Genomic DNA, 3,368 nt, shown 5'->3' with positions numbered 1-3,368 from the left:
CCTCGGCCTCGACGGCGACGCGCATCACCGGCTGCGCCGCCTGGTGTCCAAGGCCTTCGCCCCCCGGGGCGCCGAGCGGCTGCGCACCCTGGTCATCGAGATCATCACCGGCCTGGTCGAGCCGCTCACGGCCGCGGGCCACTGCGACGTCGTCTCCGACATCGCCCGCCGCTACCCCACGCCGGTCATCTGCGCGCTGCTGGGCGCACCGCCCGAGGACTGGCACTTGTTCAGCGACTGGACCGATGACATCAAGAAGATCTTCGACTGGAACGTCGCCGAGGACGGCCCGGCGATCCTGGCCGCGTGGGATCAGCTCGACGCCTATCTCGAGGAGCTGATCGCCCGGCGACGCGCATCGCTGTCCGACGACCTGATCTCCGAGCTCATCCGCACCGAAGACGACGGTGACCGGCTGACCCACGACGAGCTACTCATGCTGTGCGCGACCCTGCTCGGCGCCGGTACCGACACCACGCGCAACCAGCTGGCCGCCGCGGTGCAGACGCTGGCCGACCATCCCGATCAGTGGGCCTTGCTTGCCGAGCACCCCGAGCTCGCTTCGAACGCGATCCATGAGCTGATGCGTTACTCCCCAATCATTTTCGGCACGATTCGGCAGACGGCCGAAGACGTCGAGCTGGCCGGAGTCTGCATTCCGGCCGGCACTCTGGTGCTGGCCAACACCGCCGCGGCCAACCGCGACGCGAGCGTGTACGACCGGCCCAAGCGCGTCGACATCACCCGCGAGGACCCTCCGGCGATGCTCACCTTCGGCGGCGGTGTGCACTACTGCCTCGGCGCGCACCTCGCGCGCCTGGAACTGACCGAGGCGCTGCGGGTGATCACCCGACGCATGCCCAACCCCCGCCGCACCGGCCCGGCCCCATGGAAGGCGATCAGCGGAATCACCGGGCCCATGACCCTGCCGCTGGAGTTCGATGTCGCTACTGTTCAGTCATGACTGGCTGGACCGCCGCAGATCTCCCGTCGTTCGCCGAACGGACCGTCATCATCACCGGCGCCAACAGCGGGCTGGGCTTCGTGACCGCCCGCGAGCTGGCGCGACGAGGGGCCACGATCATCATGGCCGTGCGCAACATCCGCAAGGGCGAGACCGCCGCCCGCCAGATGGCCGGCCAGGTCGAGGTGCGTGAGCTCGACCTGCAGGACCTGTCGTCGGTGCACCGGTTCGCCGACGGGGTGAGCCGGGCCGACGTGCTGATCAACAACGCCGGCATCATGGCCGCCCCCTTCGCGCTGACGGTCGACGGCTTCGAAACCCAGATCGGCACCAATCACCTCGGCCATTTCGCGCTGACCAACCTGCTGCTGCCCAAGCTCACGGATCGGGTGGTCACGGTGTCGTCGATGGCGCACTGGCCGGGAAGCATCAACCTCGACGACCTGAATTGGCAGCACCGGCGGTACTCGCCGTGGCTGGCCTACAGCCAGTCCAAGCTCGCCAACCTGCTGTTCACCAGCGAACTGCAGCGCCGCCTGACCGCCGCCGGCTCCCCGCTGCGCGCGATCGCCGCCCACCCCGGCTACTCGCACACCAACCTGCAGGGCGCCTCCGGGCGCAAACTCGGTGACACGCTGATGTCGGCCGTCACCCGGGTGGTCGCCACCAACGCCGACTTCGGCGCCCGCCAAACGCTGTACGCGGCGTCCCAGGATCTGCCCGGGGACACCTTCGTGGGCCCCCGCTTCGGCCAGATGGGGCGCACCCAACCGGTCGCGCGCAGCCGCCGCGCCCGGGACACCGCCACCGCCGCGGCGCTGTGGTCGCTGTCCGAGCAGCTCACCAAGACCAAATTTCCCCTCTGAGGTGCGGATGCGCTAACCTGGCCGGGCGTCACGGCGAGGGTGGCTGGCTGACCAGCACCGTTATCGACGGAGACCGACGAATCGTCGCGACCCCGGCCGTGCCCCGACACATAGGCGAGCACACAGGAGCGACACGATGGCCAAGCAAGCACTCAACCAGTTGAAGGTCGCCGTTCGCGGCGAGACCGGCAAGGGTGCGTCCCGGCGAGCCCGCCGCGACGGCAAGATCCCGGCCGTCCTCTACGGCCACGGCACCGACCCGCAGCACCTGGAGCTGCCCGGCCACGACTTCGCCGCGGTGCTGCGCCACGCCGGCACCAACGCCGTGCTGACCCTCGACATCGAGGGCTCCGAGCAGTTGGCCCTGACCAAGTCGCTCGACATCCACCCCATCCGCCGCACGATTCAGCACGCCGACCTGCTGGTCGTGCGTCGCGGCGAGAAGGTCGTCGTCGAGGTCACCGTTGTGGTGGAGGGCGAGGCCGTGCCCGGCACGCTGGTGACCCAGGAAGCCAGCGCCATCGAGATCGAGGCCGAGGCCCTGTCGATTCCCGAGCAGCTGACGGTGTCGGTCGAGGGCGCCGAGCCCGGCACCCAGTTCACGGCCGGACAGATCACCCTGCCCAGCGGCGTCAACCTGATCTCCGACCCCGAGACCCTGGTGGTCAACGTGGTCACCGCGCCGACGGCAGAGGAGCTCGAAGCCGAGGGCGCGGGCGAGGTCACCGAGGAAGCCGCGGCCGCCGAGGGCGAAGCAGAGGCCGAGGCCGGCGACGACGAGGCCGCCGAAGCCGAGTCCGAGTAGGCGGATCACAACGTGGCCGAGCCGTTGCTGGTGGTCGGCCTGGGCAATCCCGGAGACAACTACGCCCGGACCCGGCACAACGTCGGGTTCATGGTCGCCGACCTGCTCGCGGCCCGGATGGGTTCGAAGTTCAAGGCGCACAAGCGGTCCGGCGCCGAGATCGTCAGCGGCCGGCTCGCCGGGCGCTCGGTGGTGGTGGCCAAGCCGCGCTGCTACATGAACGAATCCGGCCGTCAGGTCGGCCCGTTGGCGAGGTTCTACTCGGTGGCACCGGGCGACCTCATCGTCATCCACGACGACCTCGACTTGGACTTTGGCCGCATCCGGCTCAAGGTCGGCGGCGGCGAAGGCGGCCACAACGGTCTGCGCTCGGTCGCTAACGCCTTGGGCAGCAAGGACTTTCAACGGGTCCGCATCGGTATCGGCCGCCCGCCGGGACGCAAGGACCCGGCGGCGTTCGTGTTGGAAGCCTTCAGCGCCGCCGAGCGCGCCGAGGTTCCCACCATCTGCGAGCAGGCCGCCGATGCCACCGAGTTGCTGATCGACGTGGGGCTAGAGCCCGCGCAGAACCAGGTTCACGCCTGGTAGCCCGGCCACCGCGAGCAGACGCGAAAGCACCCGACACGCCGCAGCTTTGCGTGCTTTTGTGTCTGCTCGCCGGGCTAGGTGACCAGGCTGACGGAGGTCGACCGGCGCAGCTTGCCCGACGGCGTCTTCGGAATGGTGCCCGGCC

Annotated in this window: 4 protein-coding genes; all 4 read left to right on the top strand. The window is 69.6% G+C overall.

Annotated elements, in window-relative coordinates; all coding sequences use genetic code 11:
- Positions 1 to 964 (top strand): cytochrome P450 (locus A5622_RS17875; RefSeq protein WP_066880361.1); only part of this gene is annotated, 964 nt, incomplete at its 5' end.
- Positions 961 to 1,830 (top strand): oxidoreductase, encoded by an 870-nt coding sequence (locus A5622_RS17870; RefSeq protein WP_066880359.1) that lies wholly within the window; start codon positions 961 to 963, stop codon positions 1,828 to 1,830. The genes A5622_RS17875 and A5622_RS17870, both read left to right, overlap by 4 nt.
- Before the next feature lie 136 nt (positions 1,831 to 1,966).
- A complete protein-coding gene (locus tag A5622_RS17865) occupies positions 1,967 to 2,635 on the top strand; it encodes a 50S ribosomal protein L25/general stress protein Ctc (RefSeq protein ID WP_066880357.1) in 669 nt (222 codons plus the stop codon).
- A gap of 12 nt (positions 2,636 to 2,647) precedes the next feature.
- On the top strand, positions 2,648 to 3,223 hold the full coding sequence (gene pth / locus A5622_RS17860; protein ID WP_066880355.1) for an aminoacyl-tRNA hydrolase: 576 nt from the start codon (positions 2,648 to 2,650) through the stop codon (positions 3,221 to 3,223).
- The last annotated feature ends 145 nt before the right edge of the window (positions 3,224 to 3,368 follow it).

The organism is Mycobacterium sp. 1245801.1, assembly GCF_001673055.1.
Classification (GTDB): domain Bacteria; phylum Actinomycetota; class Actinomycetes; order Mycobacteriales; family Mycobacteriaceae; genus Mycobacterium; species Mycobacterium europaeum_A.
Note: the sequence above shows the minus strand (reverse complement) of the source record. Positions and strands in the feature narration are given on the sequence as shown.